This window comes from Pantoea sp. 1B4, assembly GCF_016925765.1.
GTDB lineage: Bacteria > Pseudomonadota > Gammaproteobacteria > Enterobacterales > Enterobacteriaceae > Pantoea > Pantoea agglomerans.
In genome coordinates this window covers 1,264,118-1,286,480 of sequence record NZ_JAEUWZ010000001.1, presented here as the reverse complement: position 1 = coordinate 1,286,480, position 22,363 = coordinate 1,264,118, and the positions used below count along the sequence as shown (strand labels likewise).

The following is a 22,363-nucleotide window of genomic DNA, read 5'->3' as shown; positions in this document are numbered from 1 at the left end:
AGGCTTCACCTGAACGGGGGCGGGTATCAGGAAATATGGCGACAGAGTTGTTCAATGTCATCCAGTAACGGCGTCACGGCGTTACCGGTCAAACGGGCATCGACCGGCAAATACCACCAGTCAGGCTGGGCAAAATGACGGCATTTCACCGCGTCTTTTTCGGTCATCAGCAGTTGCTGCCCCGCCTGGATTAATCGGGTCAGTTCATCTTTGCTGTAGGCGTGATGATCGGCAAAGGCGATCTCTGCGACCGGCGTTATACCCTGCTGTTTCAGCGTGGTGAAAAAACGCGGGGGGATGACCAATACCGGCCATGGCGACTACCGCACCTAGTTGCTCCGGCGGGCAGGTTTCACCGGTCAGCAGATTGGTGGCCAGCCCAGGCTGAAGTTGCATGGCAATCTCGTCGGGCTGTGCTTCGCCGCCGTTAATGATCACGGCATCGACCTGCTGCAGACGATCGGCACGTTCACGCATCGGACCGGCAGGCAACCACCAGCCATTACCAAAGCGACGGACCCCATCAACCACCACGATTTCGCGATCGCGCTGCAGGGCGTAATGTTGCAGGCCATCATCCGTGATGATCACATCCAGCGAACCCTGTTTCAGTAACGCCTCAATCGCCCGGCGCCGTTGAGGGGCGACCGCGACCGGCGCCCCGGTGCGCTGGGCGATCAATACCGGCTCATCCCCGGCCTGTTCGGTGGGGGTCTGCGCCGTGACCAGCAAGGGATAGTGGTCCGTCTTGCCGCCATATCCTCGGGAGACCACGCCAGCGCGCAGGCCGCGCTGCTGTAATGCCTCGACCAGCCAGATGACCACCGGCGTCTTTCCATTCCCGCCGGCAGTCAGGTTACCCACCACCACGACCGGCAGAGGCGCACGCCAGCTTTTACGCCAGCCGCGCCTGTAACTGAAGCGTATCAGGGCCGTGATCGCACCATACAGCAGGCTGAATGGCCATAGCAGTAGCCATAGCGGTGAGCGACCACTCCAGATACGTTCAATCATTGGCCGAATTGCATCTTGTGCAGCTGTGCATAGGCACCGCGTTCTGCTAACAGCACCTGATGCGTACCGCGTTCAACAATCTGCCCATCTTCAATTACCACGATTTCATCCGCTTTCTCGATGGTAGAGAGTCGGTGCGCAATCACCAGCGAGGTACGGTTCTTCTGCAACTCATCCAGTGCAGACTGAATCGCGCGTTCAGACTCGGTATCCAGCGCCGAGGTGGCTTCATCGAGGATCAGGATCGGGCAATCACGTAATAACGCACGGGCGATGGCAATACGCTGACGCTGACCGCCAGATAACAGCACGCCATTCTCGCCAATCATCGTATCCAGGCCCTTATCCATTTTATTGATAAAGTCCATGGCATGCGCCATGGTGGCCGCCTGCTCGATCTCTTCACGACTGTATTGCTCACTGCGGGCATACGCGATGTTATTGGCAATCGTGTCGTTGAAGAGGTGCACATTCTGTGACACCAGCGCCACCTGATTACGCAATGAGCGCAGGCTGTACTCACGCAGATCATGACCGTCCAGCAGGATTTCGCCCTGCTGGATATCATAAAAGCGGGTCAGCAGGCTCGCCATCGTAGACTTACCGGAACCGGAACGGCCCACCAGCGCCACCGTTTTTCCTGCTGGCAGCGACAGATTGATATTACGCAGTGCCGGAATTTCACGACCTGGGTAGGTAAAGGTCACATCACGGAATTCAATATCCCCTTTAGCACGGGTGATTTCGCGCGTACCGTTATCCACTTCCTGCTCACTATCCAGAATAGAGAACAGTGTCTGACAGGCCGCCATCCCACGCTGGAACTGGGCGTTGACGTTGGTCAGAGACTTAAGCGGGCGCATCAGGGCAATCATCGAGGAGAAGACCACGGTGATGGTACCGGCTGTCAGGGTATCCATGACGCTGGGGAAGCTGGCGGCATAGAGCACAAAAGCCAGTGCCAGCGACGCGATCAGCTGAATAATCGGATCGGAAATGGAGGAGGCTGAAACGAGTTTCATTCCCTGCTGACGCATCCGGTTACTGACGCGGGAAAAGCGTTCCGATTCAATGTCCTGACCGCCAAAAATCAGCACTTCTTTGTGCCCTTTCAGCATCTGCTCGGCGCTGGTTGTCACCTGCCCCATAGTGTTCTGCATACTTTTGCTGATGGTGCGGAAGCGCTTAGAGACGGTGCGGATAGCAAAGGAGACGATAGGTGCCAGTACAATCAGGATCAGCGACAGCTGCCAGCTGTAGTAGAACATCATGATAAACAGGCCAATAATGGAAGCCCCTTCACGCACTACGGTGACCAGCGCGCCCGAAGAAGAGGAGGCGACCTGCTCAGAATCGTAAGTAATGCGTGACAACAGGGTGCCGGTTGACTGCTGGTCGAAAAACGAAACCGGCATGCCCATCATATGGCTGAACAGACGACGGCGGATGTTCATCACGACGTTGCCAGAGACCCAGGAGATGCAGTAGCTGGAGATATAACTGGTGACTCCGCGTACCAGCATCAGGCCAATAACCACTAACGGCAGCCACAGCATCACCGATCTGTCAGCTTTACCAAAACCATCATCCAGTAACGGTTTCAACAGTGAGAGCATTAAGGCGTCGCCCGCAGCATTAATAATCAGGGCGACTGAGGCCGCAATTAATCCCGCTTTATTAGGCGCGATCATCGGCCAGAGTCGGCGAAACGTCTGCCACGTAGAGAGATCTTTATCTTGATGCATTATTTATTCACGCTGTTGGAAATAGCCGGCCATTCTACCTGGATTCGCGTTTGACGCCAAACCACTGATGATACCAACGGGGCATTAATTGTTCCCGCAGGGTAGAAACCTGCGCTCTGCCCTGCTCTATCCTGATACTGATTTGTCCTGACTGGCCCGTATCCAGCCACTGAAAACCGGCCGTTCGGTAGTTTTCCAGCACATTTTTCGCGGGCATGCGCCATGCATTGTAGCGTGCCAGCGAGGCGATAGCGGTGTGGCCTGCGGCTTTACGCAGCAGCAATGAGGTCGACGACGTCCGGCTACCGTGGTGCGGGACCTGCAGAATATCGACCTTCAGCCCCTGCTTCTCCAGCGCCACCAGCTGGCGTTCCGCTTTCGCTTCAATATCACCGGTTAACATCAGCCGGACCTGACCATCATCGACGATCACCACACAGGAGTCATTATTTCCGCCCGGCAGGGGTGCCGTCAGCGGCCAGACCACCCGAAAGTGGAGCTGCCGCCAGCGCCACTGCGTGCCCCGTACGCAGGGTAAGTGTGCCTCATCAGCCAGCGCACTTCTGACTTCAACCGCTGGCCAGCGTTGAGTAATCGCCGCCAGCCCGCCAGTATGATCCAGATGTTTATGACTCAGGATGACCTGTTTTAACCGTAACTGCCTGCGCTCCAGCCATGGAATGATCACCCGACTCCCCGCATTATCGTTCTGCCAGCGCGGGCCGGTGTCATACATCACGGCCTCGTCGCCCTGGCTGATCACCAGACTCAGACCGTGCCCGATATCCAGCATATCGATGCGCCAGCCCTGCTCCGGATTTGGCTGGCGACTCAATATCATCGCCAGCGCTAAGGCGCAACTGCTTAGTGGCAGAGAGAAGAAGAGCTGCGCACGCCAGAGAATCAGGCCGCCCCATACCATAACCGTAAACCAGGTTGTGCCACTCAGCGGCCACCAGCCTGGTGGCAGCAACGTCAGGCAATGAAACAGTGCACGTAAAGAGAGATCGGCCGCTCCCCAGAAGAAGCCAGATAAATTCGCCACCGGCAGCAGCAGGGCGAGCGTCACCAGAGGCATGGTAATAAACGAGACGACCGGAATCGCGACAACATTCGCCGCCAGCGCAGTCAGGCTGATGCCGTTGAAAATCGCCACCTGCAACGGCACCATTAAAATCATCATGCCCGCCTGTAAATGCAGCAGCTGTAACGGAATCCAGCGCCGTTGCTGACGGAACGCCGCAGGCAGCGGGAACCAGTGATACCAGACCAGCAGCATGCCCACAGCCAGTACCGAGAGCCAGAAGCTGTCAGAGAGCACGGTCAGCGGGTCGGTTACCAGCAGCAACGCAATACAGAACGTCCAGACCTGCCAGCTATTCAGCTGAACACCCGCAAACCGTGTTATCGCCCATAGCGTCAGGGCAAGCAGCGAACGCTCTGCGGGAGGCTGTGCACCGGAGAGCCAGGTATAGATTGCAGCAAACAGCCAGCTCACGATGAGGGGGAAAAGATAGCTGATATAACGGGCTGGCAAGATAAATTGCACCCCACGCGCAATCATCCAGCCGGTGCTGGCGGCCAGGGCGATATGCATGCCCGATATCGCCATCAGATGCGCGGTACCGGTATCCCGCAGTAGCTGACGCGTCTGCTGGCTCATCTCATCCCGAATGCCAAAAGCCAGTGCCTCCAGCGTTGCACGTGCAGGCATTGCACGGGTCCTGTCACGATGCCATAAAATAAATCGCCAGCGGCTATCACAGCGATCGCTTACCGCAGTCTGCTTAAGGATTCGTCCCTGAAGCGGCGTATTATTAGCCAGTGCAAAACGCTGCGCATCAAAATCGCCCTCATTAAGGCGGGCATGTACCGATCGCAGACGCAGTTTCATCGTCCAGCGTTGTCCTGGACAGTAGACCTCCGGATCAGCATCAAACCAGATCCAGGCAAAGCGAGGCGGAAAAATCATCCTGCCCTCCTCTTTCAGCAGACGAACCCGGATTTGCTTCCGCTCTTTCCGCAGTTCACTGATCTGAAGGGTGTAGGTGGCAGGACGCGCCGAGAACTTTTCGATATCCCGCACTATCAGACGGGCGTCGTTACAGGCCCATGCCAGCAACAGCAGAGTAATACCGGCCAGACGGACGGGTTGGTAAGGGCAATGCAGCAGAGCCAGTCCTGTGAGGAGGAAGCCCCACATCACCTCACCGGAAGGCAGCCGGGCCATCAGCATTAGCGGTAACGTTGCAACGATCGCCAGTCGCGCCAGAACGGTCCATGTCAGCATAATCGTATCCATTGATTCAGTTCGATTATTCTGGGCAAAGGAGATGAAAGTAACAGCGGATGATCAGGCAGGCTGGAGCGCTCTCACAAAGAGAGTGTGGTGTTGCAGTGTTGATGACAGCAATCCGGATGTCAGGTCTGAGCCTGAATCGCAGGCAAAAAAAAACGACATCCGGAGATGTCGTTTATCTGGTTCGGTATCGGCTTAGCCGTAGATATTTGCGCGATCGCGCAGCTCTTTTTGCCTGGCTTAAAGTGGGGAACGTATTTGCCTTCCAGATCCACTTTGTCACCCGTTTTCGGGTTACGTCCAGTACGCGGAGCGCGATAGTGCAAAGAAAAGCTGCCGAATCCCCGGATTTCGATGCGTTCGCCCTGTGCCAGCGTAGTGGCCATGTGCTCAAGCATCTCTTTTACTGCATCCTCAACGACTTTCGCCGGTATATGAGTATGCTGTCCCGCCAGTCTTTCGATCAGTTCTGACTTGGTCATGTAACCTCCGGTTTATCCCTATGGGAATGTATGACAGCTTTTACCGAAACCGGGTGGTTGCCCACCCGGTGCTTCAGGCCGATTACTCGCCTTTAGCCGCTTTGAACGCTTCAGCCATAGCGCTAGAGAAATTGCCTTCTTCCTGTTTGGTGTTAACAGTATTGATAGCTTCTTTCTCATCAGCCTGGTCTTTCGCACGGACAGACAGGCTTACGACACGGTTTTTACGATCAACGCCGGTGAACTTAGCTTCAACGTCGTCGCCAACGTTCAGAACCAGAGTTGCATCTTCAATGCGGTCCAGTGAAGCTTCAGAAGCGCGCAGGTAACCCTCAACGCCGTCTGCTAATTCAACTGTAGCACCTTTAGCATCAACTGCAGTCACTTTACCGGTGACGATGGCACCTTTCTTGTTCAAAGTGATGTAGTTGTTGAACGGATCTTCTGCCAGCTGTTTAACGCCCAGAGAGATACGCTCGCGCTCTGCATCAACCTGCAGTACAACGGCAGCGATTTCGTCGCCTTTTTTTGTACTCACGAACGGCTTCTTCGCCAGTCGCGTTCCAGGAGATGTCAGACAGGTGAACCAGACCGTCGATGCCGCCATCCAGGCCGATGAAGATACCAAAGTCAGTGATTGACTTGATTTTACCTTCAACACGATCGCCTTTGTTGTGCGTCTCAGCGAACAGCTGCCATGGGTTAGATTTACACTGCTTCAGACCCAGGGAGATACGACGACGCTCTTCGTCAATGTCCAGAACCATAACTTCAACCACGTCGCCTACGTTAACAACTTTAGACGGATGGATGTTTTTGTTGGTCCAGTCCATTTCAGACACGTGTACCAGACCTTCAACGCCTTCTTCGATTTCCACGAAGCAGCCGTAATCAGTCAGGTTGGTAACACGACCGGTCAGGCGAGTGCCTTCCGGATAGCGTTTAGCGATAGCAACCCATGGATCTTCGCCCAGCTGCTTCAGACCCAGAGAAACACGGGTACGCTCGCGGTCGAACTTCAGCACCTTAACGGTGATTTCGTCGCCCACGTTGACGATTTCGCTTGGATGCTTAACGCGTTTCCATGCCATGTCAGTGATGTGCAGCAGGCCATCAACGCCGCCCAGATCAACGAATGCACCGTAGTCAGTCAGGTTCTTAACGATACCTTTGACTTCCATGCCTTCCTGCAGGTTTTCCAGCAGTTGATCGCGCTCTGCGCTGTTTTCGGATTCGATAACCGCACGACGTGAAACCACGACGTTGTTGCGTTTCTGATCCAGCTTGATCACTTTGAATTCAAGCTCTTTGCCTTCCAGGTGCAGCGTATCGCGCACCGGACGCACATCTACCAGTGAACCTGGCAGGAACGCACGGATACCGTTGAGCTCAACTGTGAAGCCGCCTTTAACTTTGCCGTTGATAACACCGGTAACAGTTTCAGCGTCTTCGTAAGCTTTCTCCAGCGTGATCCATGCTTCATGGCGCTTAGCTTTCTCACGGGACAGCAGGGTTTCACCGAAGCCGTCTTCCACTGCATCCAGAGCAACATCAACTTCGTCGCCTACCTGGATTTCCAGTTCGCCGGCTGCGTTCTTGAACTGCTCTGCAGGAATTGCAGATTCAGATTTCAGACCCGCATCAACCAGAACGACATCTTTGTCGATAGAAACGACGATGCCACGAACGATAGAACCCGGGCGGGTTTCGATTGTTTTTAAGGATTCTTCAAATAGTTGAGCAAAAGATTCAGTCATATTGATAATCTTCAGGATTCTTCAATTTAACGTCCATCTGACTTCATGTCGGATGGGGTTGTTTCACATGCCCGGCACCGGATCCATGGTACAGGGTGGTAGATTCAGTTAAGCCGTAATACCCAGCTTCTCGCGGGCATATTGTAGCGCTTTTTCAATGACTTGATCGATAGACATCTCGGTAGAGTCCAGAACCAATGCATCGCCAGCGGCTACTAAAGGCGCAATTGCGCGATTACGATCGCGGTCGTCGCGTTCTTTTATCTCGGCTAAAAGGCGGTCAAAGTTAACATTAAAGCCATTATCCTGCAACTGTAGCATACGGCGCTGAGCACGCTCTTCCGGGCTGGCATCAAGGAAAATTTTCACTGGCGCATCCGGAAAAACCACGGTGCCCATATCACGGCCATCAGCAATCAGGCCCGGCATCTCGCGGAAACCGCGCTGGCGGCGCAATAATGCTTCGCGTACCCGGGGAAAAGCGGCAACACGAGAAGCGGTGTTGCTGACCTCCTGAGTACGGATTTCACCGGTGACATCTTCACCTTCAAGTATGACCTGCATTTCACCATTTTGTGACACAAAGCGCACATCCAGGTGAGCAGCAATCGGCACTAGCGCTTCTTCAGATTCAATCTCCACCTGATGATGCAATGCGGCCAACGCCAGCACGCGATAAATAGCACCGGAGTCCAGCAGATGCCACTGCAGCGATTCCGCCATCGCTTTGCACAGGGTTCCCTTTCCCGCTCCACTTGGCCCATCAATAGTTATGACCGGGGCAGTTACTGTCATTATTCCCTCCTGTTGCTGCGTGCTTCCTGACCTTTCGGTCACCATTAATGACTAGCATTATACGCTGCATAGCACGGCTTGGTTACCCTTTCGCACTGATCAGGTTCGTAATCTTAGTCAATTCAGAGGATCTCTGGCCTGTTACAGCCAGATAAAATCAGGGAGTTCCGGTGCGAACCGCACCGGAAGGGAAGATATCAGGCGCTCTGGCTGATTTTAGCCAGTTGAACGAAATAGTCCGGGAAGGTTTTTGCAGTACAGCCAGGATCGAGAATGGTCACTGGGGTATCAGAAAGTGCAACCAGAGAGAAACACATCGCCATGCGGTGGTCATTGTAGGTGCCAATATCCGCATGAATCAGCGTCGCTGGCGGCGTAATGCGGATGTAGTCATGACCCTCTTCGACTTCTGCCCCGACTTTACGCAGCTCTGTGGCCATTGCGCTCAGTCGATCGGTCTCTTTTACCCGCCAGTTATAAATATTGCGTAACCGGGTAGTGCCCTCTGCAAATAGCGCCGTAGTCGCGATGGTCATTGCAGCATCCGGAATATGGTTCATGTCCATATCGATGGCCTGCAGTTTGCCGGCCGTACAGGCAATGTAATCATCGCCCCACTCAATCGTCGCGCCCATCTTTTCCAGCACGTCAGCAAACCGGATGTCACCCTGCACACTCTGGCGTCCAATCCCGGTGACGCGAACCGTTCCGCCTTTTATAGCGGCAGCGGCCAGGAAATAGGAAGCGGAAGAGGCATCGCCTTCAACCAGGTAATCACCCGGCGACTGATACTGTTGCTGTCCCTTGATCAGGAAGCGCTGATAGTTCTGATTCTCAACCTCGACGCCAAAGCACTGCATCAGATTAAGGGTAATATCGATGTAAGGTTTCGACACCAAATCACCTTTGATGGTGATGCAGGTATCCTGCTGTGCCAGCGGCGCGGTCATCAGCAGCGCTGTCAGGAACTGGCTGGAAACGCTGCCATCCACACTGACTTCACCCCCGGTAAAACCACCGCGTAAACGCAGCGGCGGATAGTTTTCGTTTTCCAGGTACTCAATGGTTGCTCCGCCCTGACGAAGTGCGTCAACCAGATGCCCGATTGGACGCTCTTTCATGCGGGGTTCGCCGGTCAGTTCGATATCGTGCTGGCCCAGACAAAGCGCCGCGGCCAGCGGACGCATTGCGGTTCCGGCATTGCCCAGAAACAGTGACAGCGGTTGAGATGCGTGCAGTGGCCCGGCATTTCCCGTCACTTCACACAGGGTGCGATCGCTGGAAAGCGTATAGCTTACACCAAGCGCGGTCAGCGCGTTCAGCATGTGCTTAACGTCGTCGCTGTCGAGCAGGTTGGTAAGACGGGTTGTACCTTTAGCCAGAGCAGCCAGCAGCAATGCACGATTGGAAACGCTCTTTGAGCCGGGCAGATTTACCGTGCCGTTGACGCGCGCAATCGGTTGGAGAGTCAGGGAGTCCTGCATGTGAAACGAAATCCTCAAAAAATACAGAGACCTCGCCGTGTGACGAGGTCTGGCATCAGCATCAATGCTGATATCTTAATAATCAGCCGTGACGGCGTTCAAAATCGACCATGAAATCGGTCAGGGCCTTCACACCTTCCAGCGGCATCGCATTATAAATAGAGGCGCGCATACCGCCTACTACACGATGGCCTTTAAGCGCGTGTAATCCCGCCTTAAACGACTCTTCCAGGAACAGCGCATCGAGTGAAGCATCGGCCAGCTGGAAAGGGATGTTCATGCGTGAGCGGTTTTCTGTTGCCACATCATTACGATAGAAGCCACTGTGATCGATTACGCCATAAAGCAGGTCAGATTTTGCCTGATTGATACGATCAATTTCAGCGACACCGCCCTTCTCTTTCAGCCATTTAAACACCAGCCCTGAGAGATACCACGCAAAAGTCGGCGGGGTGTTAAACATCGAATCGTTATCGGCCAGCACTTTGTAATCGAGGATTGAGGGCACAGAGGCGTGCGCCTGACCCAGCAGATCTTCGCGAACGACAACCAGCGTTAATCCGGCCGGGCCCACATTTTTCTGCGCACCCGCATAGATCACACCGTAACGACTCACATCAATCGGGCGAGACAGAATGGTGGATGAGAAATCAGCAACAACAGTTTTACTGCCAAAGTCGGGCTGTTCGTCAATCGCGATGCCATCAATGGTTTCATTCGGGCAGAAATGCAGGTAAGCGGACGTCTCACTCACCTCCCATTCGCTCATCGGCAGGATGGCTCGTTTACCGTCGCGCGTTGTTTTGACATCCAGCGTGCGTGGGGAACAATACTTTTCCGCTTCTTTTATTGCGCTATGCGCCCAGTAACCGCCATCAACATAGTCGGCACTGGTCGCTTTACCCAGCAGATTTCCCGGTACGGCAGCGAACTGCGCACGCGCCCCGCCATGACAGAATAAAACTTTGTAATTCGACGGTATTTTTAGCAGATCACGGAAGTCCTGCTCCGCTTCTTCAGCCACCTGAATAAACTCTTTACTGCGGTGACTGATCTCCATTACAGAGGTACCCAGACCGCGCCAGTTCGTCAGTTCCTGTTCTGCACGACGAAGCACTTCAACCGGTAGCATCGCCGGGCCAGAGCTAAAATTATAAACTTGCGTCATTTCCCCTCACCACTGTCATATCGAACGGTTATGAATAACCATCCGGTTTTATCACTGCATTCTGATAGCTGCAATCATAAATCAGGGAGCGGTCACATTTTCTGAATCTGGCTCGCCGGAGGTTATGTTACCAATGCAAACCTGCGCGGAATTTTGTGAGGCTTTATCCAGCGCCATTAATCCGCGTTTGGCCTGAGAGCGAAAGTGATGAAAACTAAGCCGGTAAAGTAAGCCGGTAAAAATGTCCCGCCCTGATAGCGGTCTGTTAGCAAAATCCGTATCATTGCGCGCTTTACGCACCCTATGACAACTGAGAGAGCGGCACTATGACGCAAACATTTATCCCGGGCAAAGATGCCGCACTGGAAGACTCCATTGCGCGTTTCCAGAACAAGCTGCAGGATCTTGGCTTTAACATTGAAGAAGCATCCTGGCTGAATCCTGTCCCCCCATGTCTGGTCAGTGCATATCCGCGACCGCGATTGCCCGCTCTGTTTTACCAACGGCAAGGGCGCCAGTAAAAAAAGCGGCGCTGGCCTCCGCGCTTGGCGAGTATTTCGAGCGTCTCTCAACTAACTATTTTTTTGCTGACTTCTGGCTGGGAAAAAAGATCGCTAACGGCGATTTTGTTCACTATCCCAATGAAAAATGGTTTGCGTTACCTGATGATGAGTCCTTACCTGAAGGTATTCTGGATCCACGCCTGCGCGCATTTTACGATCCCGATAATGCCCTGACGGCTTCCGGCCTGATTGATCTGCAGTCCGGGAATACTGAACGTGGTATCTGCGCCCTGCCCTTTACCCGTCAGTCCGACCAGCAGACTGTCTATATCCCGATGAATATTATCGGCAACCTCTATGTCTCAAACGGCATGTCGGCAGGTAATACCGCGAACGAAGCGCGTGTTCAGGGGCTGTCTGAAGTGTTTGAGCGCTATATTAAAAACCGCATTATTGCTGAAGCGATCAGCCTGCCTGCGATTCCTGATGACGTGATGCAGCGTTATCCTGAGGTGATCGAAGCCATTGCACGTCTTGAAGCGGAAGGCTTCCCGATTTTCGCTTATGACGCCTCTCTCGGCGGTAAATATCCGGTTATCTGCGTGGTGCTGTTTAACCCAACCAACGGAACCTGTTTTGCCTCATTTGGTGCTCACCCTGATTTCGGTGTGGCGCTGGAGCGTACCGTTACCGAGTTGCTGCAGGGCCGAAGCCTCAAAGATCTGGATGTGTTTACTCCACCGACCTTTGATGACGAAGAAGTGGCTGAGCATGCCAACCTTGAAACACACTTCATCGATTCAAGCGGCCTGATCTCCTGGGATCTGTTTAAAGAAACTGCGGATTATCCTTTTGTCGACTGGTCATTCGCGGGCAGCACCGAACAGGAATTCGCCACGCTGATGGCAATCTTCACCTCGGAAGATCAGGAAGTCTATATTGCAGACTACGAGCATCTGGGTGTCTATGCCTGCCGCATCATCGTGCCAGGCATGTCTGATATCTACCCGGCAGAAGACCTGTTCCTGGCGAACAACAGCATGGGAGCGGGCATGCGTGAAACCCTGCTGGCCCTGCCTGACAGCAACTGGAATCCGGAAGAGTATCTGGATCTGATTGGACAGCTTGATGATGAAGGCTTTGATGACTTCACCCGCGTTCGTGAGCTGCTGGGTCTGGCGACCGGTAAAGACAATGGCTGGTACACGCTGCGTGTTGGCGAATTAAAAGCGATGCTGGCGCTGGCGGGCGGCGATCTGGATCAGGCATTGATCTGGACAGAATGGACGATGGAGTTTAACAGCTCAATCTTTACGCCAGAGCGCGCTAACTACTATCGTTGCCTGCAGACCCTGCTGTTACTGGCTATGGAAGATGAGCGTGATCCATTGCAGTATCATCACGCTTTCCTGCGGATGTATGGTGAGAGCGCAATGGAAGCAGCCTCCGCCGCGATCAGTGGTGAGAATCCGTTTAACGGCCTTCAGGCTGTTGATGATGAGCTGCAGGCCTTCCCTGCCCATCAGTCGCTGCTTGCCGCCTACGAAAAACTGCAAAACGCCAAACGTCACTACTGGAAAAACGCGTAAGCCCTGACGCGTCAGACTGAAAGCAGACGGTTAAACATGGCACTGGATTTATCTGGTGCCATCCTTCCCCACTTTCTCTATGAAACATTAGCTACTTTAAAATTCCTTCCCATTACATCACATCATTTTAATTAACATATAAGCCATTAATTAATAACACAGGCTGAACTAAAAAAAGTGGCGCATCACTTTATATTAAAATATTTTTGTATTTTTAAAATAAATTTATTTGTTTATATTCAGTTAGTTAACTCATAATTTTCTCATTAATTGGCGACCAGTGGGTTACCACCCTGGCAAACATGATCCATATCAATTACTGACCTATACTCCTTTGTTAGTATTTTTTCAGACAACTTCAGGAGTAAGTTAGTGTGAAAACTGACAACCCTTTTAATCTTTTATTACCCGCCGCGATGGCGAAAGTGGCCGAAGACGCGGGTATCTATAAAGCAACCAAACATCCTTTTACGACCTTCTTTCTGGCAATAAACGCCGGCGTATTTATCTCAATCGCATTCGTTTTTTATATTACAGCAACCACCGGTAGCGGCGCGATGCCCTATGGCATAGCCAAACTGATTGGAGGTATCTGCTTTTCACTTGGCTTAATGCTGGTCGTGGTATGTGGTGCTGACCTTTTTTACCTCTACTGTATTAATCGTTGTCGCCAAAGCCAGTGGCCGTATCAGCTGGGGCCAGCTGGCCCGCAACTGGATTAACGTCTACGCCGGTAACCTTGCAGGTGCACTCTTCTTTGTCGCCCTGATGTGGTTTGCCGGACAGCACATGGTCGCGAATGGTGCCTGGGGATTAAATGTCCTGCAAACCGCCGACCACAAGATGCATCACACCTTCATAGAGGCGGTTTGTCTGGGTACATTGGCCAATCTGCTGGTCTGTCTCGCCGTCTGGATGAGTTACTCAGGCCGCACCCTGACCGATAAGCTGGTCGTGATGATTCTGCCTGTTGCGATGTTTGTCGCAAGCGGTTTCGAACACAGTATCGCCAACATGTTTCTTATACCCTATGCCATTGCTATTCGTGACTTCGCGACACCTGAATTCTGGCAGGCAGCTGGCACCACGGCGGCACAGTTTCACTCGCTGACCCTCAGTAACTTTATTATCGACAACCTGATTCCCGTGACCATCGGAAACATTATCGGCGGCGGCGTTCTGGTTGGGTTGACCTACTGGGTTATCTATCTCCGTAAAGGTGACCAGGTTCATTAAACGCATTTTTGACGGCACAGGAAGTTGGCTGTGCCCGACCGTAAAGTCTCCTCATATAAGGCAGGTATATTATGACCGAACTTAATGCAAAACTGGCTTCAGCATGGGAAGGATTTGCTGAAGGCGAATGGCAGAATAGCGTCAATGTGCGCGACTTCATTCAGAAAAACTACACCCCATATGAAGGTGACGAGTCATTCCTGGCGGGTGCCACCGAAGCGACCACCAAACTGTGGGAAAGCGTGCTGGAAGGCATCAAAATTGAGAACCGCACCCACGCGCCAGTCGACTTCGACACCGATCTCGCCTCAACCATTACCTCGCACGACGCGGGTTACATCATTAAGCCACTGGAAAAAATTGTCGGTCTGCAGACCGAAGCGCCATTAAAACGCGCCATCATTCCTTATGGCGGCATCAAAATGGTCGAAGGGTCATGCAAAGTGTATGGCCGTGAACTCGACCCTTCACTGAAAAAAATCTTCACCGAATACCGCAAAACGCACAACCAGGGCGTGTTCGATGTTTATACCCCGGACATTTTGCGCTGCCGTAAATCAGGTATCCTGACCGGCCTTCCTGATGCTTATGGCCGTGGCCGTATTATCGGTGACTATCGTCGTGTGGCGCTGTACGGCATCGATTTCCTGATGGCGGATAAATTCGCTCAGTTCGCCTCACTGCAGGAAGATTTAGAGAATGGCGTTAATCTGGAAGCGACTATTCGTCTGCGTGAAGAGATTTCTGACCAGCATCATGCGCTGGCCCAGATTAAAGAGATGGCAGCAAAATATGGCCATGACATCTCCGGTCCGGCTACCAATGCGGTTGAAGCAGTACAGTGGACTTACTATGGCTACCTGGCTGCAGTTAAATCACAAAACGGTGCTGCCATGTCATTTGGCCGCGTCTCAACCTTCCTTGATGTTTACATCGAACGTGACCTTAAAGCCGGTAAACTAACTGAAGAGCAGGCACAGGAACTGATTGACCATCTGGTGATGAAACTGCGTATGGTTCGCTTCCTGCGCACACCTGAATATGATGAGCTGTTCTCAGGTGACCCAATCTGGGCAACGGAATCCCTGGCAGGTATGGGCGTTGATGGCCGTACCCTGGTCTCAAAAAGTACGTTCCGCTTCCTGAATACCCTCTACACCATGGGTCCTTCACCTGAGCCGAACATGACCATCCTGTGGTCAGAAAAACTGCCGATTAATTTCAAAAAATATGCCGCTAAAGTCTCTATCGATACCTCATCTTTGCAGTATGAGAACGATGACCTGATGCGTGCTGATTTCGACAATGATGACTACGCAATCGCCTGCTGCGTGAGCCCGATGATTGTCGGCAAACAAATGCAGTTCTTTGGCGCACGTGCCAACCTGGCGAAAACGCTGCTCTACGCAATCAACGGCGGCGTGGATGAAAAGCTGAAAATGCAGGTTGGACCGAAAGGCGACAAAATCAGCGACGACGTACTGGATTTCGACACCGTCATGGAGCGTATGGATCACTTCATGGACTGGCTGGCAAAACAGTATGTGACTTCGCTGAACATCATTCACTACATGCATGATAAATACAGCTACGAAGCGGCACTGATGGCCTTACATGATCGGGATGTCTACCGCACCATGGCCTGTGGTATCGCGGGTCTCTCCGTCGCTGCGGATTCACTTTCTGCCATTAAATATGCCAAAGTGAAACCGATTCGTGACGAAGATGGTCTGGCCATCGACTTCGACATTGAAGGCGAATATCCGCAGTTCGGTAACAACGACTCACGGGTAGATGACCTGGCCTGCGATCTGGTTGAACGCTTCATGAAGAAAATTCAGCAGCTGAACACCTATCGTAATGCCGTGCCGACGCAGTCTGTTCTGACCATTACCTCGAACGTGGTATATGGTAAGAAAACCGGTAACACACCAGATGGACGTCGCGCTGGCGCGCCGTTTGGACCAGGTGCTAACCCGATGCATGGTCGTGACCAGAAAGGTGCAGTTGCCTCACTGACTTCCGTCGCGAAACTGCCGTTTGCCTACGCGAAAGATGGTATCTCTTATACCTTCTCAATCGTACCAAACGCGCTGGGTAAAGATGATAACGTGCGGAAAACCAACCTTGCCGGTCTGATGGATGGTTACTTCCATCACGAAGCCAGCATCGAAGGCGGTCAGCACCTCAACGTTAACGTTATGAACCGTGAAATGCTGCTGGATGCGATGGAACATCCAGAGAAATATCCGCAGCTGACCATTCGCGTTTCCGGTTACGCTGTACGCTTTAACTCACTGACTAAAGAACAGCAGCAGGATGTGATTACCCGAACCTTCACTAAATCACTGTAATTACTGCTCTACCTGATAAAAAAAGGCTCCTCGCGGAGCCTTTTAATTAAAAGTCTGTTCTGGTGGTCATCTCCATCAAGGTTCCCACCAGAATCGATTTCCTGCCCTGAGCGCAACAGAGATTGCGCCGTCTGTCCCGGCAGACTTACTGGAGAAAACATCGCAATGTCAGTTAACGGTCGTATCCACTCATTTGAATCCTGCGGCACCGTCGATGGTCCCGGTATCCGTTTTATCACCTTCTTCCAGGGCTGCCTGATGCGCTGCCTCTACTGTCACAACCGCGACACCTGGGATACGCACGGTGGCAAAGAGATCAGCGTCGAAGCGCTTATGGCGGATGTGCTCTCCTATCGCCATTTTATGAACGCCTCTGGCGGCGGCGTCACGGCGTCGGGTGGTGAAGCCATTCTTCAGGCTGAATTTGTGCGCGACTGGTTCCGTGCCTGTAAGGCCGAAGGTATTCATACCTGTCTCGACACCAACGGCTTCGTACGCCGCTATGATCCGGTGATCGATGAACTGCTCGACGTTACCGACTTAGTGATGCTCGACCTGAAACAGATGAATGATGACGTCCATCAGATTCTGGTGGGTGTCTCTAATCACCGTACGCTGGACTTTGCCCGTTACCTGCAGAAAAAAGGCAAACGGACATGGATCCGTTTTGTCGTGGTGCCCGGCTATTCCGACGATGATGACACCGCGCATCGGCTGGGGGGAGTTCACGCGTGATATGGAGAACGTTGAGAAGATTGAATTGCTGCCCTATCACGAGCTGGGTAAGCATAAATGGATTGCGATGGGTGAAGAGTACAAGCTGGACGGGGTGAAGCCACCGAGCAAAGAGACAATGGAGCGCGTGAAAAACATTCTCGCCAGCTATGGCCACGAAGTGATGTACTGAAGAATCTGCCACAAAAAAAGGGAGCTTAACGCTCCCTTTTTGCTGTTCAGCGATCAGGCATGTGCCACTGGCGTAGCCTGATGATTCGCTTTGCGCAGCAGCATCACCAGATAAATCAGCGCCACAGCAGCGATCATCACGAACAGTAGCTGGTCAGAATAATTCTGCATCAGAACAGAGGTCATTGCCGGTCCAGCCAGACTGCCCACGGTATAACTCATCAGCAGTGCCTGATTCATCGCTACCAGTTCATGATGTGCGACCGTCTCGCAAGCCCAGGACATCGCCACCGGATAGAGTGTGAAGCCTGCCAGTCCCAGAACAAATAGCGCTGGCGCCATCGCGGCATTGGTTAACATGGCCATCGCACCCAGGATAACCACAAATACCTGGACTCGCAGCACCAGCATGCGACCAAAACGATCGGCCAGACGGCCAATTGGCCACTGGCCCACAATGCCTGCGCTGACCAGCAACGCCATCCAGTAACCCACATTGGCATCACTCATTCCCTGATGTGACAGGTAAAGCGGCATCAGGCCATAAAGCGAGCCCAGAAGGATGCCAGAGATAATGCAGCCATTGATGCCCAGACGTGAGCTACGGCGACGCAGCATCGGCCAGATGCGGGCCGGAGCGGCTTCTGTCGCTTCACCGCTGGCGGAGACGCGAGTAAAGACCAGTGGCAGCACGGCGCAGAAGACCAGCGACGTCACCCACGGAATCACGCTGAGTAATTCCGTAGACAGTTTGCTGACCAGCAACTGGCCTGTCACGGTGCCGATGTAATAGACAACCATATAGGCCGCCAGCAGCTGTCCCCGATTACGTACCGTTCCGCTGCACAGAAGTGCGCTCTCGACCACCACCCACATCAGCGCACAGCCGACACCGGCGATGAAACGCATTGAACTCCATGCCCAGAAACCCGACATCATCGCCAGGCACAGGGTTGCGACGGCAAACATCAAGGTAGCCAGGTAGTAGCTGCGGTTGAAGCCGTAATGCCTGATTAACCAGCCAGCCAGCAGAGTTCCTGCGAGATTACCGGTGTAATAGGAGGAGCTTACGATGCCCACCTGCCAGGTTGTCAGTAAGTCATGCGTCAGCCACAGTGGAACGAGCGTATTCAGCACGGCAATTGCGACCGTCATTAACATCAGGCCGCAAAGCAGCAATATCACGGGGCGTGACCAGGTTGACATAGGGGATAGAAACCAGAGCAAATGAAGGAAATTGCGCGCAGTTTGCCATTGGCTTTTTTTAAAGTCAATGGGCGAATTTTAACGGCAGCACATTTTGCTGTGCGACAATTTAATTTACTAATCTTCAGTGGGTTACAATCGTAAGAAGCGGCAGGTCGCTAAATGCTATCTCTATGAAAAACTAGGTTTTTAGCCATTCCGGCCTGGCTGGTATCGATAACGTTTATTTGTGATTAAATTGAGGCCTGACTAAACAGTTTTTCCTGAGCAATAACATAAAAAAACCCGGCCATGGCCGGGTTCAGAGAGTTACAGTTGCTTAGCCGATAATTTCGACGCCATTCATATAAGGGCGTAAAACCTCAGGCACAGTGATGCGGCCATCTTCCTGCTGATAATTTTCCAGCACCGCCACCAGGGTACGGCCTACGGCCAGCCCTGAGCCATTCAGGGTATGAACCAGACGCGGTTTCTTATCCTGTTTGTTGCGGCAACGCGCCTGCATACGACGCGCCTGGAAATCACCCATGTTGGAACAGGATGAAATTTCACGATAGGTATTCTGCGCCGGTAGCCAGACTTCCAGATCGTAAGTTTTAGTCGATCCAAAGCCCATATCGCCGGTGCAGAGTAAAACCTTACGATATGGCAAGTTCAGCAGCTGCAGCACTTTCTCAGCGTGACCGGTCAGCTCTTCCAGGGCATCCATTGAATGCTCCGGCGTGACGATCTGCACCATTTCAACTTTGTCGAACTGGTGCATACGGATCAGGCCACGCGTGTCACGACCGTAAGAACCCGCTTCAGAACGGAAGCACGGCGTATGCGCGGTCAGTTTAACCGGCAGGCTATCCTCTTCGAGGATCTCATCGCGCACCAGGTTAGTCAGCGGCACTTCCGCAGTAGGAATCAACGCATAGTTGCTGCTGTCTGACTCCTCTTCCAGCGGACGGGTGTGGAACAGGTCTTCGCCAAACTTAGGCAGCTGTCCGGTACCGTAAAGCGTTTCGTGGTTAACCAGATAAGGCACGTAGGTTTCAAGGTAGCCATGCTGCTCGGTGTGCAGGTCAATCATAAACTGACTCAGTGCACGGTGCAGGCGGGCAATCTGCCCCTGCATGACCACAAAGCGTGAACCGGTCAGTTTCACGGCAGACGCAAAATCCAGGCCTTTAGCCGCTTCACCCAGCTCAACGTGATCTTTAACTGGGAAGCTGAACTCGCGCGGGGTACCCCAGCGGCTCACTTCCTGATTTTCGCTGTCATCTTTGCCCAGCGGCACTTCATCAGCCGGAATGTTCGGCAGTGCCAGTGAGAAGTCACGGATTTGATTCTGCAGTTCATCCAGTTCTGCTTTTGCGGCATCCAGGCGTTCGCCCAGCGCGTTCACTTCCTGACGCAGCGGCTCGATGTCTTCCCCACGTGCTTTGGCCTGACCGATGGATTTGGATCGGGAGTTACGCTCTGCCTGCAGATTTTCTGTTTCCACCTGCAACACTTTGCGACGCTCTTCAAGCGAACGCAGCGTTTCCACATCCAGTTTGTATCCCCGGCGTGCCAGTTTTTCTGCGACTGCGTCTGGCTCGTTACGCAGCAGATTGGGATCGAGCATGCTTATCCTGTGTATAAAAAGTTGGTTGAAAGAAGGGACGCATTCCAGCGGAATGCGTTGAAAACATTGCCCACATTACCGTAACGTCTGTTTCAGCGGTAGCGTTTTGTCGGGCTATTTTGATCCTGCTCGGCCAGCCAGCTTAGCTTTTCACCAATCTTACCCTCAAGCCCGCGCTGGGTTGGGGTGTAATAGCGCGCGCTGGCCAGTTCCTGCGGGAAATAGACTTCGCCAGCAGCATAGGCGTTGGTTTCATCATGGGCATAACGGTACTCTTTACCCAGGCCCATCTCTTTCATCAGCTTAGTCGGGGCATTGCGCAGATGTTCCGGCACATCGTAATCGGGATGGTCGCGCGCATCACGCATTGCGGCTTTAAACGCGTTGTAGACCGCATTACTTTTAGGCGCGCAAGCCAGATAAACAATGGCCTGGGCAATCGCGCGCTCCCCTTCTGCCGGACCGACGCGCGTGAAGCAATCCCAGGCCGCAATCGCCACCTGCATACCGCGCGGATCGGCATTGCCGACATCTTCGGAGGCAATAGCCAGCAACCGACGAGCCACATAGAGCGGATCGCCGCCCGCAGTGATAATGCGCGCATACCAGTAGAGCGCCGCATCCGGTGCGGAGCCGCGTACCGATTTGTGCAGTGCGGAAATCAGATCGTAAAAACGATCGCCTTTATTATCAAACCGCGCGGATCGCTCACCAGAGACTTCGTTAAGCAGCTGCGGCGTCAGTTCTCGCTGACCTGATGCGGTGATTTCGGCCATATCAGCCATCATCTCCAGCGTGTTCAGCGCCCGACGTGCATCACCATTAACCAGTTCAGCGATCATCCTGCGTGTGTTGTCCGGCAGCACGATGTCACTGTCCCCATAACCTCGCGCTTTATCCTGCATCGCCTGATCCAGCACCTGCTCAATATCTTCCAGAGTCAGTGATTTCAGCAGGTAAACGCGGGCGCGTGACAACAACGCAGAGTTAAGTTCAAAAGAGGGGTTTTCGGTGGTCGCACCAATAAAGGTAATGGTGCCATCTTCGATATGGGGCAGAAAGGCATCCTGCTGGCTCTTGTTGAACCGATGGACCTCGTCCACAAACAGGATCGTGCGCCGCCCGGCATGTTTATTCTGACGGGCCCGCTCAATCGCCTCACGGATCTCTTTTACGCCGGAGGTGACGGCCGAAATACGCTCCACATCGGCGTTACCGTAATGGGCAATGATCTCAGCCAGCGTGGTCTTGCCGGTCCCGGGAGGTCCCCACAGGATCATTGAATGCAGGTGCCCTGCTTCAATCGCGCGCGGCAGAGGTTTGCCTGCGCCCAGCAGATGTTGCTGACCAATGTACTGTTTCAATGTTTCTGGCCGCATACGCGCGGCCAGAGGTTTGAAATTTTCGGTGGAAAAATCCAGGGACAGGTTACTCACCGTGACCTCACTGACGTTGGTCGTCCACCGTCACGCCTTTTGGCGGTGTGAACGTGAATTTATCCGGGCTGATAGCGCCATTCTGCTGGCTTTTCAGCTGGTAATCGCTGCGCTGGCCATCCTGCTCGATAGCACTGAAGCGGTTGATGGTCCCGCTGGACGTCACCTGGATGGTGAACTGTTTCAGATTGCCGTCGCTGTTCTTAGGTGTCAGTTCAAAATTGTCACCCTGCTGTTTGATATTGTACTGCTTCCAGTCATTTGACTGGTTGCGGGCAATCAGCATAAAGGGCGTGTTGCTGGTCGCATTCTGCAACAGGCTGACTGTCGCCTGCTCAACAAACGGGTTGTAGAACCACAGCGATTTACCGTCGGAGATGATGATGCTTTCGTCCGGCGCGGTCATGTGCCAGTTAAACAGGCTGGGACGTTTTACCCACAATTCGCCTTCGCCGTCCTGCACATTCGCGCCGCTGCTGTCGGTCACTTTTTGGGTGAAGCTGGCGTGGAAGCTGCTGACCTTGTTCAGGCGCTGTTGCAGATCACTGGAAGCATCAGCCAGAACGCTGGCTGAAGAAAAGGTGGCCAACAGGCCCAGAGCGATTACGCGTAATTTCATCTGCTTCAATTCCTTATTTAAACGTTCCCATCGATAACTGCATTAAGCCTGGCCGCCGTTCCGCCATCAGAACAGAGGAAAAAACCGAAAGCTGATTCAGATATGGGGTTTAACCGCATAAAAACAATGAGCCAGTCGGAACTGGCTCATTGCGTTGT

General features: G+C 53.1%; 10 protein-coding genes and 6 pseudogenes. 4 read left to right on the top strand and 12 right to left on the bottom strand.

What is annotated here, in order from left to right; all coding sequences use genetic code 11:
• Window positions 1-26: 26 nt before the first annotated feature.
• From lpxK to serC, 8 genes and pseudogenes are all read right to left on the bottom strand, one after another.
• A pseudogene (lpxK, locus tag JNO11_RS06205) lies at window positions 27-1,014 on the bottom strand (tetraacyldisaccharide 4'-kinase).
• The gene (gene msbA / locus JNO11_RS06200; protein WP_010669759.1) at window positions 1,011-2,759 is read right to left on the bottom strand and encodes a lipid A ABC transporter ATP-binding protein/permease MsbA; all 1,749 of its coding nucleotides are present in this window, start codon (window positions 2,757-2,759) and stop codon (window positions 1,011-1,013) included. The pseudogene lpxK and the gene msbA overlap by 4 nt, the downstream one beginning before the upstream one ends.
• 34 nt (window positions 2,760-2,793) lie before the next feature.
• Entirely contained in the window at window positions 2,794-5,049 is a 2,256-nt protein-coding gene (locus JNO11_RS06195; protein ID WP_325177076.1) for a DNA internalization-related competence protein ComEC/Rec2, read from the bottom strand.
• Between the two features lie 204 nt (window positions 5,050-5,253).
• Window positions 5,254-5,540 (bottom strand): annotated as a pseudogene (ihfB, locus tag JNO11_RS06190) (integration host factor subunit beta).
• Between the two features lie 82 nt (window positions 5,541-5,622).
• Window positions 5,623-7,297: pseudogene (rpsA, locus tag JNO11_RS06185) on the bottom strand (30S ribosomal protein S1).
• A gap of 108 nt (window positions 7,298-7,405) precedes the next feature.
• Window positions 7,406-8,092 (bottom strand): (d)CMP kinase, encoded by a 687-nt coding sequence (cmk, locus tag JNO11_RS06180; protein WP_010254946.1) that lies wholly within the window; start codon window positions 8,090-8,092, stop codon window positions 7,406-7,408.
• A 197-nt stretch (window positions 8,093-8,289) separates the two neighbouring features.
• A complete protein-coding gene (gene aroA / locus JNO11_RS06175) occupies window positions 8,290-9,576 on the bottom strand; it encodes a 3-phosphoshikimate 1-carboxyvinyltransferase (protein WP_010254943.1) in 1,287 nt (428 codons plus the stop codon).
• Between the two features lie 82 nt (window positions 9,577-9,658).
• Window positions 9,659-10,744, bottom strand: a complete 1,086-nt coding sequence (serC, locus tag JNO11_RS06170; protein ID WP_010669757.1) for a 3-phosphoserine/phosphohydroxythreonine transaminase — start codon at window positions 10,742-10,744, stop codon at window positions 9,659-9,661.
• A gap of 326 nt (window positions 10,745-11,070) precedes the next feature.
• Between serC and ycaO the strand changes: the two are divergent.
• The 4 genes and pseudogenes from ycaO to pflA all read left to right on the top strand — a co-directional run bounded on the left by ycaO (window position 11,071) and on the right by pflA (window position 17,333).
• Window positions 11,071-12,836, top strand: a pseudogene (ycaO, locus tag JNO11_RS06165) (30S ribosomal protein S12 methylthiotransferase accessory factor YcaO).
• 374 nt (window positions 12,837-13,210) lie between these two features.
• Window positions 13,211-14,072: pseudogene (gene focA, locus JNO11_RS06160) on the top strand (formate transporter FocA).
• Window positions 14,073-14,143: 71 nt separating this feature from the next.
• Window positions 14,144-16,426 (top strand): formate C-acetyltransferase, encoded by a 2,283-nt coding sequence (pflB, locus tag JNO11_RS06155; protein WP_010254936.1) that lies wholly within the window; start codon window positions 14,144-14,146, stop codon window positions 16,424-16,426.
• A gap of 165 nt (window positions 16,427-16,591) precedes the next feature.
• A pseudogene (gene pflA / locus JNO11_RS06150) lies at window positions 16,592-17,333 on the top strand (pyruvate formate lyase 1-activating protein).
• A 53-nt stretch (window positions 17,334-17,386) separates the two neighbouring features.
• Here the strand turns inward: pflA and JNO11_RS06145 are convergent.
• From JNO11_RS06145 to lolA, 4 genes are all read right to left on the bottom strand, one after another.
• The gene (locus JNO11_RS06145) at window positions 17,387-18,538 is read right to left on the bottom strand and encodes an MFS transporter (protein WP_010254932.1); all 1,152 of its coding nucleotides are present in this window, start codon (window positions 18,536-18,538) and stop codon (window positions 17,387-17,389) included.
• Window positions 18,539-18,857: 319 nt separating this feature from the next.
• The gene (gene serS / locus JNO11_RS06140; protein WP_033779489.1) at window positions 18,858-20,150 is read right to left on the bottom strand and encodes a serine--tRNA ligase; all 1,293 of its coding nucleotides are present in this window, start codon (window positions 20,148-20,150) and stop codon (window positions 18,858-18,860) included.
• A 92-nt stretch (window positions 20,151-20,242) separates the two neighbouring features.
• A complete protein-coding gene (locus JNO11_RS06135; protein ID WP_033757131.1) occupies window positions 20,243-21,586 on the bottom strand; it encodes a replication-associated recombination protein A in 1,344 nt (447 codons plus the stop codon).
• A gap of 7 nt (window positions 21,587-21,593) precedes the next feature.
• Entirely contained in the window at window positions 21,594-22,205 is a 612-nt protein-coding gene (gene lolA / locus JNO11_RS06130) for an outer membrane lipoprotein chaperone LolA (RefSeq protein WP_003849334.1), read from the bottom strand.
• Window positions 22,206-22,363 lie beyond the last annotated feature (158 nt).

What these genes read in the sequence shown, in the direction of transcription:
- msbA (WP_010669759.1), bottom strand. Translation starts at nt 2,759, where the DNA reads ATGCATCAAGATAAAGATCTCTCTACGTGGCAGACGTTTCGCCGACTC.
- JNO11_RS06195 (WP_325177076.1), bottom strand. Translation starts at nt 5,049, where the DNA reads ATGCTGACATGGACCGTTCTGGCGCGACTGGCGATCGTTGCAACGTTA.
- cmk (WP_010254946.1), bottom strand. Translation starts at nt 8,092, where the DNA reads ATGACAGTAACTGCCCCGGTCATAACTATTGATGGGCCAAGTGGAGCG.
- aroA (WP_010254943.1), bottom strand. Translation starts at nt 9,576, where the DNA reads ATGCAGGACTCCCTGACTCTCCAACCGATTGCGCGCGTCAACGGCACG.
- serC (WP_010669757.1), bottom strand. Translation starts at nt 10,744, where the DNA reads ATGACGCAAGTTTATAATTTTAGCTCTGGCCCGGCGATGCTACCGGTT.
- pflB (WP_010254936.1), top strand. Translation starts at nt 14,144, where the DNA reads ATGACCGAACTTAATGCAAAACTGGCTTCAGCATGGGAAGGATTTGCT.
- JNO11_RS06145 (WP_010254932.1), bottom strand. Translation starts at nt 18,538, where the DNA reads ATGTCAACCTGGTCACGCCCCGTGATATTGCTGCTTTGCGGCCTGATG.
- serS (WP_033779489.1), bottom strand. Translation starts at nt 20,150, where the DNA reads ATGCTCGATCCCAATCTGCTGCGTAACGAGCCAGACGCAGTCGCAGAA.
- lolA (WP_003849334.1), bottom strand. Translation starts at nt 22,205, where the DNA reads ATGAAATTACGCGTAATCGCTCTGGGCCTGTTGGCCACCTTTTCTTCA.